10 protein-coding genes and 4 tRNA genes are annotated in these 13,519 nt (G+C 61.0%); 8 read left to right on the forward strand and 6 right to left on the reverse strand.

What is annotated here, in order from left to right; translation table 11 throughout:
* From pip to G154_RS04760, 4 genes are all read right to left on the reverse strand, one after another.
* Positions 1–921, reverse strand: coding sequence for a prolyl aminopeptidase (gene pip, locus G154_RS04745; protein WP_019512679.1), 921 nt, complete (start codon positions 919–921; stop codon positions 1–3).
* 6 nt (positions 922–927) lie between these two features.
* On the reverse strand, positions 928–1,551 hold the full coding sequence (locus G154_RS04750) for a flavin reductase family protein (RefSeq protein WP_019512680.1): 624 nt from the start codon (positions 1,549–1,551) through the stop codon (positions 928–930).
* A gap of 88 nt (positions 1,552–1,639) precedes the next feature.
* Positions 1,640–4,957 carry an EAL domain-containing protein gene (locus G154_RS04755; protein ID WP_019512681.1) on the reverse strand — a complete coding sequence of 1,106 codons (3,318 nt, stop codon included), beginning with the start codon at positions 4,955–4,957 and terminating at the stop codon, positions 1,640–1,642.
* 160 nt (positions 4,958–5,117) lie between these two features.
* A tRNA-Val gene (locus tag G154_RS04760) sits at positions 5,118–5,189 on the reverse strand.
* 146 nt (positions 5,190–5,335) lie between these two features.
* On the opposite strand from G154_RS04760, the gene G154_RS04765 reads away from it, so the two are divergent.
* The 7 genes from G154_RS04765 to G154_RS25830 all read left to right on the forward strand — a co-directional run bounded on the left by G154_RS04765 (position 5,336) and on the right by G154_RS25830 (position 10,670).
* Positions 5,336–6,349: an alcohol dehydrogenase catalytic domain-containing protein gene (locus tag G154_RS04765; RefSeq protein ID WP_019512682.1), complete on the forward strand. Its 1,014-nt coding sequence runs from the start codon at positions 5,336–5,338 to the stop codon at positions 6,347–6,349.
* Between the two features lie 22 nt (positions 6,350–6,371).
* Positions 6,372–6,788, forward strand: coding sequence for a DUF6636 domain-containing protein (locus G154_RS04770; RefSeq protein WP_019512683.1), 417 nt, complete (start codon positions 6,372–6,374; stop codon positions 6,786–6,788).
* Between the two features lie 95 nt (positions 6,789–6,883).
* A tRNA-Gly gene (locus G154_RS04775) sits at positions 6,884–6,956 on the forward strand.
* A gap of 27 nt (positions 6,957–6,983) precedes the next feature.
* Positions 6,984–7,057: transfer RNA gene (locus tag G154_RS04780), tRNA-Cys, on the forward strand.
* Between the two features lie 13 nt (positions 7,058–7,070).
* Positions 7,071–7,145, forward strand: a tRNA-Val gene (locus G154_RS04785).
* 487 nt (positions 7,146–7,632) lie between these two features.
* Positions 7,633–8,517, forward strand: a complete 885-nt coding sequence (locus G154_RS04790) for a DUF1837 domain-containing protein (RefSeq protein ID WP_019512684.1) — start codon at positions 7,633–7,635, stop codon at positions 8,515–8,517.
* Positions 8,493–10,670: a DEAD/DEAH box helicase gene (locus G154_RS25830; protein ID WP_081649929.1), complete on the forward strand. Its 2,178-nt coding sequence runs from the start codon at positions 8,493–8,495 to the stop codon at positions 10,668–10,670. The genes G154_RS04790 and G154_RS25830 overlap by 25 nt, the downstream gene beginning before the upstream one ends.
* Before the next feature lie 9 nt (positions 10,671–10,679).
* Here G154_RS25830 and G154_RS25835 read toward each other — a convergent pair whose 3' ends face one another.
* On the reverse strand, positions 10,680–10,955 hold the full coding sequence (locus G154_RS25835) for a helix-turn-helix domain-containing protein (RefSeq protein WP_081649930.1): 276 nt from the start codon (positions 10,953–10,955) through the stop codon (positions 10,680–10,682).
* Positions 10,956–11,126: 171 nt separating this feature from the next.
* Here G154_RS25835 and G154_RS04795 point away from each other — a divergent pair, with 171 nt between their 5' ends.
* Positions 11,127–12,266, forward strand: a complete 1,140-nt coding sequence (locus tag G154_RS04795; protein WP_019512686.1) for a hypothetical protein — start codon at positions 11,127–11,129, stop codon at positions 12,264–12,266.
* A gap of 510 nt (positions 12,267–12,776) precedes the next feature.
* Here G154_RS04795 and G154_RS04800 read toward each other — a convergent pair.
* On the reverse strand, positions 12,777–13,519 hold a 743-nt coding region (locus G154_RS04800; RefSeq protein ID WP_155944840.1), incomplete at its 5' end, for an AAA family ATPase.

Consider the following 13,519-nt stretch of genomic DNA (forward strand, 5'->3'; position numbering starts at 1 on the left):
TCACGACGTGAAGCGTGAGATGGCCTGTGCGATAGCCGATCTCATGGCCGGGCTGCCGGTGTGCCCGGAATCCTCGATGACGATCAGTTCCGCGTCCGGCCACGCACGGGCCAGTTCCCATGCGGTGAGCAACGGTGCCGACAGATCCAGCCGACCGTGGATGAGAACCCCGGGGATGCCGGCCAGTCGGTGGGCGTCGCGAAGCAGCTGACCGTCGGTCAGCCAACCGTGCCGAGCGAAATAGTGCGTGCAGATACGCACGAACGCCAGTTTCGCGGTATCCGGTTTCGCGCTGTACTGTCCGGGCGTGCCGGTGTGCTCGTGGGCGATCGCAGCGTCCTCCCAGGTGCACCATTCATGCGCGGCCCGGTGGCGCACCGCCGGATCGGGGTCCTCCATCAACTGCCGGTAGGCCTCGACGAGGTTGCCGTCGCGCAATGACGGGGGCACCGCTGCACGGAAACGCTCCCACTGCGCGGGCAGCAGTAGCCGCAGGCCGCGGTAGAGCCAGTCGATCTCGGCGGGCCGGGTCATGGTGACCCCGATCAGGATGATGCCGCAGACGCGCTGCGGGTACTGCTGCGCGTAGGCCAGGATCAGCGTGGACGCCCAGGAACCGCCGAAGAGCAGCCAGCGTTGCACGCCGAGGTGCTCGCGCAGTTTCTCCATATCGGCGATCAGGTGCCAGGTGGTGTTGACGCTCATGTCGGTGGCCGGGTCGGCGGCGTGCGGCCGGCTGTCCCCGCAACCTCGCTGATCGAAGGACACGATCTGAAAGTGGTTGTCGTCGAACGTCTTGTGCGCCGTCCGGGATCGACCGCTGCCGGGACCGCCGTGCACGATCAGCACGGTGGGGCCGTCCGGATTGCCGCGCCGCTCCCAGAAGATCTGGTTGCCGTCACCGACGTCGAGCAGTCCCATGCTCGGTCAGTTCGGTCGCTGCATGGCGAACACACCGTCGGGGCCGGCCTCGGAATAGTTGGCCGGGCCGCCGGCGCGCAGGATCGGACGTGGACCCGTGGTGTCATAGACCCCGTCGACCAGCCACTGCCGGTCGATGTGCACCGCGATCACCTGGCCGAGCACCATCCAGGTGTCGACAGGGTCACCTGCGGTGTCGCGGAGCTGAATCAGTTGGGTGAGTACACATTCGAAGTTGACCGGGCTTTCCAGCACGCGCGGTGCGGCAACGGTGCGCGACGGCGCGGCGGTCAACCCGGCGCGGACGAATTCGTCCTCGTCCGGGGGCAGCGATGCCGAGGTCTCGTTCATCGCCACGGCGAGGTCGCGGGTGGCCAGATTCCAGACGAACTCCCCGGTGGCCTCGATGTTGGCGACGCTGTCCTTCCAGCCGACCGAGGAGAACCCGATGATCGGCGGCCGGTAGTTGAATCCGTTGAAGAAGCTGTAGGGCGCCAGGTTGCGGACACCCTCGGCGTTGACCGTGGAGATCCAGCCGATCGGCCGGGGCCCCACGATGGCGTTGAAGGGGTCGTGCGGCAGCCCGGTGCCCTCGGCGGTCAGATAGAAATGGGCCTCTGGTCCGGCCACTGCACCCTCTTCCTTCTCGGAATTCGCGTCGACACGTCAACCCTACCGACCCCCGATGAAGAACCCTGGTGCCGAGCCGATGACCCGGTCACCTGGCGGCGAGCTCATCGGTATTCCCACCCTGCGCTGCGCTGCGCCCGAACAAGAATCCCTGTCCGAGCGCACAGCCCCAATCCATCAGCAGCTCACGCTGCATCTCCGTCTCGATACCCTCCGCGATGGTCGACAAACCCAGGGTCTCCCCCAGACTCAGCACCGCCTGAGTGACGGCCGCACACCGCGCGTCGTGGGGTAAGCCGGCGATGAACTGCTTGTCGATCTTCAAGATGTCGACCGGCAAATCGACGATCTTCGACAGACTGCTGAACCCGGTACCGACGTCATCGATGGCTATGCGCACACCCGCTTTGTGCAACCGCACCAGATCGGCCTTGGCGGACTGGATGATTCGCCCCGCGTAGGTTTCCGTCAACTCCAGCACCAGCCTGTCCGAAGTCAGCTGCGAGCTTTTCAACGCATTGGTGACATCGGAGTACAGATCGCTGACTTCGAGCTGGCGTCCGGACACATTGACGTGGATGGCCGCCGACGCCAGGGATTCGGTCCACTGGGCGGCCTGGCGACACGCCTCGTGCAACACGAAGCGTCCGATCGCCGGCATGTGGGGCGAGTTCTCCGCGACATCGAGAAACCTGTCAGGCAGCAAGAGACCCTGTTCCGGGTGTTGCCACCGCAGTAAGGCCTCCATTGCCGCGCAGCGACCCGTAGCCAAGTCGACGATCGGCTGAAAGTGCACGACCAGCTCCCCGAGCCGGACAGCACGCTCCAACTCCGAGATCAGTTGCGATGCAAACATCACGGTCGTCGTGTCGAACTGGCCTCCCAACGTGATGCTGTTCTTGCCGCTGCGCTTGGACGAGTACATCAACTCGTCCGCTCTCCGCAAGAGCGTCTCTGCCGTGGAATCCGGTTGCGAGAGCGTCACACCCGCACTGACCGACAATTGATCGACGATGTGCCCAGTGGACAGTTGTATCGGCCGGCTGACCTCGGTGCGAATACGTTCTGCCACCCGCTGCACCACGCCGGGGTCGGCAATATCGGGGCACAGCACCGCGAACTCATCCCCGCCCAATCGCGCCGCGGTGTCACCCGCCCTGATCACCGACTGGATCCGCTGAGCCACCACCGTCAGAACGTCGTCGCCCTCGCCGTGACCCCAGGTGTCGTTGACCGCCTTGAAGCCGTCGAGGTCCAGGAAGATCATCCCGACGGTGCCGACCCCGTCGCGTCCTGCGTCGGATAGTGCCTGCTCCACGCGGTCCACCAAAAATGCGCGGTTGGCCAGACCCGTCAACTGATCATGCGAAACCATGTGCTGCAGAGTGGCCTCGGCCTGTTTCCGCGCGGTGATGTGCTCGACCATGCAGATGCCGTACGGTACTGCTCCGCCGGCAGCGATGACCGACGCCGACGCCGAACCCCATTCGACACAACCGTCTGCTCGACGCAGGGCAATCTCGGCTTCGAATCGGTCGCCGACCAGAAGCTCGCGCAGTTGCCCCAGACTCTCAGAACACGAATCTTCCTCACAGTCACAGAGATCGGTGACGAGCATTCCTGGTATCTCGTCCACCCGCCGCCCGAGCAGATTCGCCATCGCCTGGTTGCACCGAGTGATTCGTCCAGCGGATCCCGTTGCCGCGTCGAACAGGAACATCCCCATGGGTGCGGTGTCGAAGGCGAGCCTGAATCGCTCTTCACTCTCGGCCAGTGCCTGCTCGGCGGCTGCCCGCTCGGTGATGTCCGTGGCGACACCGATGTACCCGGAGCACGCACCGTCGGGGTCGGACATCTGCGATACCGCCAGGTTGACGCGGATGGAAGCACCATCACGTTTGACGTATGTCCACTCGCGAACTTCGGCATGGCCCGGCGAGACCCGGTGGGTGAGCACCTCGAAACCCGCGGGGATGTCCAACTCTGCTGCACGGGAACGGACCTCGGGCATGTGGTGGATGGTCAGCAGCGAACGACCCACCATCTCCGCACGGGCCCAGCCGAGCAGTCGCTCGGCTCCGTTGTTGAACACTGTGACCCGGCCAGCGGGGTCCGTGCCGATGATCGCCTGTTCTGACGCGGCCTGCAAGACGCTGGCGAACAGATCGCGCGCCTCCCGCAGGGCGTCCGCGTTTTTGCGTTCGTCGGTCACGTCTCGGAACGCGATGACCTTGTGTCGGGGCAGGTCTGCCATCGGCGACGCAGTCACCTCGATCACCCGGGCGTCATGGGAAGCGACGATGACGTCTCGCCTTGCGGTGTCATCGCTTTCGCTGCCGGCCGGATCCGATAACTCGACAGCGGAGAGCACCTCCGTTACCAGATTCGACTCGCCTGCCCGAGCGTTCTCCAGCACCACCGTTCCATCCGGAGCAACCACGACCACGCCGTCATGGATACTGTCCAGGACGGCGCCCAGCATCTGCGAGTCACGGTCCGCCCGGTCACGTGCAGCTTCCAATTGCGTGATGAGTCGCGCCCGGGAATCTCGGTACAGCGACAGCGCCAGCGTCACGATGGTCAGCGTGCACACCGTCGTCTGCGCCAGCAGCGCGCGGGTCTCCGCCTCGGCAAGCGCGAACCCTCCCCGATGCGACAGCGTCGCGTAGATGATCCAGGTGCCGGCCAGCGCGAGGAACACCGTGTTCACCGTGGTGCTGTAGCGCAGTGCCAGCCACATCGCCGGAACCAGACTCAGGAATGCCAGTGACGCACCGGTGTTGACCCAGAACGTCCAGACGAACACCACAGTCACCGCCGCTGTAACGGCCACCGCTTCAACGGCCTTTCCTACGGTGAACCTCGGGCGCAGCCACTGCACATTGCGCAACCTCAGCCAGATCGACACCCCGAGCAGCGCAGATGTTCCGTTCCGGACGAGAAACAGGGCGAATGTCTCCCAGATCCGAGTATCGCCGTTCGCGTAGAGGTACACCGTGGCCAGCACAGCCGCGCAACTCGCGCCGCCGATCACCGCCACGACCAAGTGCGCCAGATCCGCCGGGTCGCACAGCGTCGCCGCGGTGCCCCGCCACTGCAGCAAGCGGACGGTGACCACCGCGAGGACGAGGTTGACCAGAACGAACCAGGCGGCCAGTCCCAGCGGCGCCCCGGTGGCCAGATTGGTGGCGAAGGTGACGATCGCCAGGGTCGTGAGGTGGACACCTCGTTCCACCGGTCCACGGCGCTGCACCACGAGCAGCCACATGATTGCCACCGCGGCCGCGGGCCACGCCAGTGCCACCTCACCACCGACCAGCCGAGTCGCACGTCCTGCGGCGATGGCCAGCGCATAGGCCACCGCGAAGACGACCAGGATCGTCGCCGAACGTGCACGTAGCGTCATGGCACCCCCACTTTGTCGGAAGCGTCAATTATCAGCATGCGCGCTCGAAAGGCCCACCGCGAGGTGAATTGATGAATGAACGGCCGATGGCGGAGTCCGGCCTTTGCTGAAGCTCGCTACTGACTCAAGCAAAATGCCGCCCATACGGGCGGCATTGTTGTGGTCCCGACTGGGATCGAACCAGTGACCTTCCGCGTGTGAGGCGGACGCTCTCCCCCTGAGCTACGAGACCGGGGAACGAGGACGAAGACTAGCACGCACTTACCTGCCAGCTGGAATCCGCTGGTCACGGTGGCGCGATTTTCGGCGAATCCGTGCTCTCGAATGACCCATGCGTGGGTATGTATATGACACCACCACCGAGGAGCGAGGAACGAGATGGCACGTCATCAAGCGGTACATGTCGCATCGGCCGGAGCGCCGCTGGAACTCACCGATGTCGAGACCACGTCGCCGGGCCGCGACCACGTCCGTATCGCGGTAGCGGCCTGCGGGGTCTGCGGCACCGACCACGCCTTCGTCAACGGCGGTTTCCCCGGGCTGAGCTGGCCGCTGACGCCGGGCCACGAGATCGCGGGCACCATCGCCGAGATCGGCGACGGCGTGCAGGAGTTCGCGGTGGGCGACCGGGTGGCCGTCGGCTGGTTCGGCGGCAACTGTGGGCACTGCACCCAGTGCCGCAAGGGCGATTTCATCCACTGCGAGAACGGCCAGATTCCCAGCTGGCACTACCCCGGCGGTTATGCCGAATCGGTGACGGCGCCGGCGAGCGCGCTCGCCCGGATTCCCGAGGGCCTGTCCTTCGCCGAGGCCGCCCCGATGGCGTGTGCGGGTGTCACGGTGTTCCACGGATTGCGCGAGACCCGCGCCAAGCCCGGTGACCGGGTGGCCGTGCTCGGCGTCGGCGGCCTAGGGCATCTGGGCGTGCAGTTCGCCAGGGCGATGGGCTTCGAGACCGTCGCCATCGCGCGTGGGGCCGACAAGAAGCAGGACGCCCTCGACCTCGGGGCGCATCACTACATCGACTCCAGGGCCGGTGATGTCAGCGAGGCGCTGCAGGGGCTCGGCGGGGTCCAGGTGGTGCTGGCCACGGCGGCCAACTCCCAGGCGATGGCCGATACCGTCGGCGGGCTGCTCCCCCGCGGTGAGCTGATTGTGGTCGGGGTGACGCCCGATCCTCTGCCGGTGAGCCCGCTGCAGCTGATCACGCCCGGGGTAAGCATCACCGGGCATCCGTCGGGGACCGCGCGCGATGTCGAGGACACCATGAAGTTCGCGGTGCAGTCCGGGGTGCGGGCCCGCATCCAGGAGCTGCCGCTGGCACAGGCGGCCGAGGCGTATACGGCGATGGATACCGGCAAGGCCCGCTACCGAATGGTGCTCACGGTCTGACCTGGGGCGTTAGATTTGCGCCATGATCATTCGGGTGGCGGTCGCGCTTGCCTTCACCGGTGCCGCGACGATCGTGTGGGCGGCTCCGGCCGTCGCGCAGGACCTGACGCACTTCCGCTCGCCGAGCGGCAACGTCGGGTGCGTGCTGGATGTGGACTATGTGCGCTGCGATATCTCCGAGCGGGATTGGGCACCGCCGGCCCGACCGGCCGACTGTGAGTTTGATTACGGTCAGGGCTTGCAGATGGCTGTCGGCGAGCCTGCGACGTTCGTCTGTGCTGGGGATACGACGCTGGGCGGAGCCGACGTCCTGGGATACGGCCAGACGATCACGCGCGGAGCGCTCAGTTGCACCAGCACCGAGAGCGCGATGTCGTGCCGGGAGGGCGACGGCGGACACGGCTTCTCGATCTCACGCCAGGTTTACCAGGTGTTTTAGGACTGATTGCCTGCATGTTTCGAGTGATTTGTGGTTACGCGTGGGGTTGGACTAATGTTCTGATCCGCACCGGGTGACGATCTCACTCGGAGCACGCGGATGTAGCGCAGTTGGTAGCGCATCACCTTGCCAAGGTGAGGGTCGCGGGTTCGAATCCCGTCATCCGCTCGAAGGTGCAGTGGCATCAACCCCAATGGTGGAGTGGCCGAGTGGTGAGGCAACGGCCTGCAAAGCCGTGCACACGGGTTCGATTCCCGTCTCCACCTCCAAGTTCGACCCCCGGCGCGATTAGCTCAGCGGGAGAGCGCTTCCCTGACACGGAAGAGGTCACTGGTTCAATCCCAGTATCGCGCACCACAGTTTGGCCTGCTCACGACGCCTGACAGGCGTTCGATCGCCAGCCCGTGAACTGAACGTGAACTGACGCTTCCGCAATGTGTTGATCTCCACGGAAGTTGGCGGCTCTCTAATGCCGACCCCCTGACGGATCTGCGGGTCAACGCTCAGCACGCCACCGACCTTTTGCCAACCACGGCCAGGCCGGTCGCGGCGAGCAGTTCCAATGCGCCAGCCACTCCCGAAGGCCATCGCCGAGGCATTCGAGCCGATGCAATACGGAACAATCCGCGAATCAACACGTCCCAGTAGCCCCCCGGCCGGCTCAACCGGAAGGTGGCGCGTCATCAAACTAAGCGCGGCATACGAGTAATAGCGATTCGGGGATGCAATACTGACGCCGTTGGTACGAACACGGGTGCATTCGCCCCACAAGCATTGCTTAAGCAACAAGGATTCGAGTGACTAGCAGGTCGACCGTGCACCGCAAACCATGGGTTGATATGCCGTGACTCAAACGCTTCCCGACTCGATTCTCGAAGTCGTTGTGACCGAGCCGCACGACGCAGTGCATCTCCTTGGGGTGTGTGCTGGCTACGAAGACGGTTGTTGGCGTTGCTCTCAGCTCTCCCTCGACCTGCTCGGCTGGGCGCTTGATTGGGTATTGACCCCCGCAGAGCTAAGCGGGGTCGGGTACGCCAACGCGCTAGACCAAGTCGGTAAAGCTCTAGCTCGAATCTACAAAACAACGGACTACGAGCGACGCGGAGAAATTGGCGAGCTGCTTTTACACATAATCTTGCGTCGTTTCATGAAGACTCAAAAAGTAATATCGCGTATGTATTTTAAGGACGCGACCAACGATACCGTGAAAGGGTTTGACGCGGTCCACATAGTTGAGCCCGAGCCAAACAGCGGCAAGAAGTTACAATTGTGGTTGGGTGAGTCAAAATTTTACACTGACAGCTCCTCAGCCATGTACGCCATTATTGCAGAACTCAAAGAACATCTCCAGGCGGACTATTTGCGGGCCGAGTTCGGCGTAATCTGCGATAAAATTCCTGCCGGCTGGGCGTACAAAGAAGAAGTTAAAGCACTTCTGGACCGCACGGTCTCCCTTGACACTGTGTTTGAGAGCGTGGTTGTTCCGGTATTCATAACATTTGACAGTCCAACTACGACAAATCACACTTCATTTTCTGCAGAATATAAAACTGCCATTCAAGAAGAGCTAAGAGCAGAGTGGGAAAGCTTTCGAAAAAAACTCGGCAACGCCACGTTGCCGCGTTCAGTAGTGGTTCACTTGATTCTGTTACCCATGGCCACAAAGAAAGCATTGATCGATGATTTCGACGAGAGGCTCAAAGGATGGCAAGCAGCTACGCGGAACTAGCCGCACGTCTGCGGTCGCAAACCATCGACGACCCCTTTGAGCTATTAGCCGCGGTCTCAGCTTTCACATCGCAGACGGATGAGGACCAGCAGTCGACTGACCTCGTTATCCGTGCATTGGATCGAATATCCGATTTCGATGAGGAAAAGTCAATGCTGTGGGCACTGGCTCGGCAACACGGACTGTTTCCCTACATTTCTACAGACACCGGTATCGAGGCATACTCAAATTACAAGCCCGCCTTCCGCGATATGCTTGCCCTCGAGTTGCACCGACCAGAAGGCATGGATGAGGTAATATTTCATCGGGTGCAAGCTCAAATTTATCACCGTTTGAGAAATGGTGAGAATGTTATTTTGTCTGCACCCACCAGCTTCGGCAAGAGTCTAATAATTGACTCCCTCATTGCTATCGGCATATTCTGCAATATCGTAATAATAGTTCCGACAATTGCACTAATAGATGAAACACGCCGACGACTAAGCCGGTTTTCGACATACAAGGTAATAACGCACCCTAGCCAAACTCTAGACGATAGAAATCTGTTGGTCGTTACACAAGAGCGCTTTTTAGCTTTTGAGAACCTACCCACTATTGATTTTTTCTTCATCGACGAGTTTTACAAGTTGAGCGAACGTGACGAGCGTGGCGAGCAGCTTAGTACGCGAGCCGCAATCCTGAACCAAGCCTTGCGAAAGCTGCTAGCGAGCGGCGCCCAGTACTACATGGCCGGCCCGAGCATAAGCTCAATTGATAACCTGCTGCCGGCGGAAGTTCGGGCCGCCTTCTTCCGGACGGATTACTCGACTGTCGCGGCAGACACGATCCGGTTGAGGCCGAAGAATGACGAAGAGCGCAAGGCAAATATTCTTGAAATTCTCGCTGCGTCCGATGAACCCACTTTGATCTACTGCCAAAGCCCCCAGCGCGCACGGCGCGTCTTGTCTTGGATCCTGGAAGAATTTGATGCCCGCGATTCCCAGACCGGACTCCCGGACGCCGCGGAATGGCTGCGCGAAACCTATCACCACAACTGGTCACTGCCAGCGGCAATCGAAAGAGGAATCGGCGTCCACCATGGCCGCCTCCCCCGATGGCTATCTCAACTCATGGTCGAAAGTTTTAATGACGGAAAACTCAACGTATTGATATGCACAAATTCGCTTATTGAAGGTGTCAACACACGTGCCAAACGAGTGATCATTGTTGACCGAAAAATTGCGAATAGCGCCTACGATTATTTTACTTTTGCCAACATCCGAGGCCGCGCAGGCCGGATGTTTAAGCATTTCATTGGTACCGTGTACCTCTTCCACGAGTCTCCACCTCCCACCCTGCCCGACGTAGACTTTCCAGGATTGACACAAAGCGATTTGGCTCCGGACTCACTGTTAATATCAGTCGACGAGGAAGAGCGATCGGACCGAAGTCGCCAAAGACTTTCGGAGATATTAAATCAGGATGTAATTTCAGAACATACTTTGCGGCAGAACGTAGGAATTGACCCGGCCAGCCAGGTCGCACTGGCGCGCCATCTGACCCGTCTTGATAACACTGCTTTAATCAGCCTGAGTTGGTCAACTCCGTTTCCAAGTTATGAACAGCTGCAACAAATCTTGGACCTGGTCTGGGAGTTTCTTCGTCCCGCCGGATTTAGCGCCTACGGGCCAACCTCCGCTTCTCAACTTACTTTCTACACTGCTAAATCTGCATCTATTTCGGGCGCTACGAGCGAGCTAATTCAGGAATTTGTTGGTAGCGATGAAAAATGGTGGCGGACGAACGAGACGCTCGACGATCGTATAGAGCTAGCTTTTGCTTTCACAAGGTTTTGGTTAACACATCATCTGCCGACGCTAATAAGCGCACTGGATCGAATAGTCGGAGAGATCCAAGTTAGGCGGGGACTCGATCGATGCAATTACACGGCATACATAAGCCGGGTAGAGTCGGCTTTTTTACCGCCTTACTATCTCGCGCTGGAAGAGTACGGAATGCCGGCAGAGTTATTAAGCCGAGTGTTTAACAGTGAAGGAAATCCTGACGAAACTCTTGACTCATTGCTAGCAGCAGTCAAGACTTTCGCTCCCACGGACGAAAATTTGCATTCATTTGAAATCGATTTAATTCGTCGATTTCAAACGTCCGTGTGAGGTCGAACCCTACTTTCCGGCATGGCCGATGCGTCGGGGGCTATTAGGCGATGATGACTGGCCTTCGTCAAGCATCGGAGTAAGTAGTGCAACCGGATCAACTCCGAGGAAGTCAGCGATGTGTTCGAGCGTTTGCAACGTTAAATTTCGCTCACCGCGTTCGACCGAGCTGAAGTAGGTGCGATGTACACCCATGCGCTCTGCGAACGCCTCCTGGCTATACCCCTGCTGCACACGGTGTTGGCGCAGGTTATGGCCCACCACCTGTTGCAGTCGCCCCTTCATAGCAAGAGTTACGCTGCCCGGCCGCTACTTGTAGGTCTACAGACTCATAAGTAGCATTCGTGCTGGCTGGCGCCTTTGAGGTAGCCGAACGGTGTGCGGCGATGCACGCAGAGGCCGCCGCCACACGATTGTGCGGCACGCAGTCGAACATGGATACCGGGAGGCAGTCGGATGAAGTGGACGAACGAGCGGCCCGACTACTGGGTGTCAGGGCAGTACGCCGTGCGGAAGGTGACGACAGTCGATCGACCGAACATCCATTCGTTCGAGGTTGTCGGCCGGCCCGAAGATTTCATGCGCGACAAGGTTCACGACACTCTGCGTCAGGCACAGGATGCCTGCGCCTGGGATGCCGGCATACGCTCCGCGGTGGCAGACGCACCGCCAATGTCTCGTGCGCAGAAGGAGACGATCGCAGCGATCTTCTCGTTGGGCCGCCGCGAGCGTCGGGCCGAGCGGCAACGAACCGCGAAGCCAGCCCGCGCGGTTGCGGGCATCGTCCGACGCCGCCTATCTGATGCGGTCCGGTCGCACGACGATGCCCTGCATGAATGGAACGCAATGGTTGAGCGGGACCCGATGCTGCGGGTACGAATCGGCGATGCAGAGGACGTGTTCCGCTGGGCGTTGGAGTTCGACTGCGGCTGCACAGAGGAGCGTGTCGGTTCGACCGATGACCCGCAGAGTCTACTGAAGGACTCAGACACCAACCCGTCCACCGGAAAGCGGCTACCTGCTGGCGAGTATAGGTGCGCGAGCGCCCATGACATACCGACGCTACCCTTGCGCCGATTCGCGTCGTGGGACCGCTTCACGCGCCGGTATCGGGACGTGGAACCAGTTGCGTGTCCCGAGCAATGGCTATTCTTGGGTCAGGACTGGTGGGATGCTCATCGGTGCTCAGAGGGGCATTGGGTACATGATTGGGATGCCACCCTGTCTTGCGGGCACACCGTGACAGTTACTGGCCGGCAGACCGATTGGACCCCCGATCATTATCGGGACCGCGTCAGCGACGATCGGTTAGCGCAGATGCGCGCTGAGCTGTCTGGTGAAACCTGTTCCGAGCTTGATGACAAGTTGCTCGCTGCAGGCTGGCCACAATTCGGTCATCTACTCGATTGCAAACTCTGCCCGATCGTACGGAAGGCGGTAGCGTACGAGCCTCTCGGCTGGCTAATCCCGCCAGCCCCTCGTGCTCGCTCTCAGAAATCGCCGAAAGAGCGAATGCAAGCCCGGCTACGGGCAGCCGAGCGCGAGACGCAACGACTCCGAGTTGAGCTGCGGGCTTTAGAGGACCACACCGACTAGGGCTACTTAAGACTAGTTTTTGCAACCACTTTCGAGATAAATTACCGCACACTCTCGCTGCGGTGGAGAGAGAGAAGGCGCTGGGCGGCACGAGGCCGCCCCTATAGCGCAAAGGGGACCTCCCCCACCCTTCGCTTCGAGGCTCTGCCAGCGCCCCACAGAAGGGTGCCAGATCGCTTAGTAGGCCGCCGTACAGGGCTAATCCTTCCGCGCTTCGACGATTGCGTCGCCACAGGGCGCTGCCGGATTGTCCACCACAATTGTGAGCCGGCGACCTCCGGCCCGCCCCTACCTATCGCCAAGGTCGGCCATATTTCGTCAGCCGCAGGACATCGCTATTGGTTCCGCTTTGTTTCCGCTTGGAACGCAACGCAGTTCGCACTCGAACGTCTCGTTCCCGTCCCGTCCGTCCGCAACGTCCCCCTAAAGGGGAGCGCGTTGGACGGACTACAGGCGGGGAAGCAATACACGACTCCCCCGCCTGCGCCGCCCGCGTCTCGACGTTGACAGCTAAAGCCGCATCGCCATAGCCTGTGCATACATCGTGTTGCTCAGCGTGAAGCCATTGTCTCGCAACAGCTTCGCACCGACATCGCGTGGGGTCCCTGGCGAAATTCCGAGGTCCTCCATGGCTTGGGCAAGTTCAACTACCTTGTCGTTCGAAGTCTGCGGTACGTGGCGAGTCGGATTCAGGTGGCGTCGCAGAACGTGCTTTGTCGGATACCCGATGCTGCGTCCCTTGTCGCGGGTGAGGGTCAAGGTGTTGCCCTCGCGCCGCATGATCCACGCGACATCCACGTCGTCACGCTTGCCAGACGACCCGCGTGCCGCCCTGCTGGCATCGTGGCCCTGATGGTCCAGCCGCAACACAGCACACCCCTGCCGACGTAACGGAACCATCGTGTGGCGGTAGAGGTTCTGCCAGGTATCAGCACTGTCCTCCTTGCCCTCGACCAGTCTCGAAATTGTATCGAGCACAACAAGGGTCGGCTTATGCGCTTCGACTGCCCGCAAGAGCTTCCTACCGCCCGATTCAGTGTCGAGCGGCGGGATGTCTGGAAACGAGAAGTAGGTCAATGGGAGGTCAGCAATGGACTCCGGGTCACGGCCCATCGAGCGCACCCGATCAGCCAACTCTGGATGCGGGTTCTCCATATCGATGTACATCACCGACACTGGATCGCTGACGGGTCTGCTGCACGAATAGGTGACATCTGAGTTGGCTTGCTCGGGGCGAGCGAGCTGGAAGGATG

It is taken from the genome of Mycobacterium sp. VKM Ac-1816D (assembly GCF_000416385.1).
Taxonomy (GTDB): Bacteria; Actinomycetota; Actinomycetes; order Mycobacteriales; family Mycobacteriaceae; genus Mycobacterium; species Mycobacterium neoaurum_A.